Below are 1,029 nucleotides of genomic sequence, written 5' to 3'. Positions count from 1 at the left end.
TGGAAGCGCAGCGAATCGAGCAGGATCTTCTGCTCCAGCGCGCGGAGTTCCTTGTAGCAGCCATGCACGTCGCCGATCGCATAGACGACAGCGTCCTGCATATCGATATCGAGGCGCGGACGCGCCGCGATGCGGGGTTTTCGCTGGAACAGGGTCACGTGCCGGGCGTCTCGAGGCAAGCTCTCATGCCGAAGGCATAAGTGCCTGTTATCATGCCCGAAACGAAGAATTCCGCAATCGTGGAAAATGCAGCTGCGCCGGGTCGGCACCGCCAATGCATGTCGCTCGGAAGTGAGCTCCGTTTTGGGAGAGCGATCCGTGGAACAAAGGCCTGGGGTGGGCCTGAATCCGCTCAGGCGCGACATGCTTTAGGTCGGCGGCCGGGCCGGTCTGCCGGACCGTCGTCAGGCTGCCTTAAGCCGATAACGGAAAACGGTATGGTCGAGCAGCAGCCGGATGCGTGGTTCGGCCTCGGTCGCCACTAGCCAGCTTGCCGCGATCATCGTCGCGCCGACGACCGCCATCGAGAACAGATGCGGCAGACCGGCGCGGACCAGGATGCCGAGCAGGGCCGCGCCGACGACATCGTGCAGCAGGTAGAGCGGATAGGTCATCAGCCCGATCCGGCGCCAGCCGCTCCAGGAGAGGTCGAGCCGCAGCGACCACGCCATCAGCGCGATGCCTATGAGGAAGATGAGGATCGGCGGGGCGAAGGGCATATCACGCCCGACCTTCAGGATATGAACGTCGACCGAACTGGCGATCTGCAGCACACCACCGGCCAGGAACAGGGCGCAGAAGGCTAGGCGGGCGGCTGTCACCGCCTTGAAGCGCATCAGCCACAGCATGACGCCGGTGGCGAAGAACACGCCGTGATGCACCAGAAGCAGGTCGAGCGTGCGTGTTTCGGCAAGGTCGGCCCAGTCGAGCGGGCAGTAGAGGCACCAGAACAGCGCGCTGACCAGGCCGATGGCGAGCGCCACAATTTCCATTAGATGGAAGCGGCCGAGCCGCAGCAAGGTCCAGACG

At 63.9% G+C, this 1,029-nt stretch carries 1 pseudogene; it reads right to left on the bottom strand.

What is annotated here, in order from left to right:
• Window positions 1-404 precede the first annotated feature (404 nt).
• Window positions 405-1,029: pseudogene (locus EN884_RS36880) on the bottom strand (acyltransferase); the annotation flags it as partial.

It is taken from the genome of Mesorhizobium sp. M7A.F.Ca.AU.001.01.1.1 (assembly GCF_004022735.1).
GTDB lineage: Bacteria > Pseudomonadota > Alphaproteobacteria > Rhizobiales > Rhizobiaceae > Mesorhizobium > Mesorhizobium ciceri.
The sequence above is the reverse complement of the archived record's forward strand: the minus strand, read 5'-3'. Positions and strand labels throughout refer to the sequence as shown.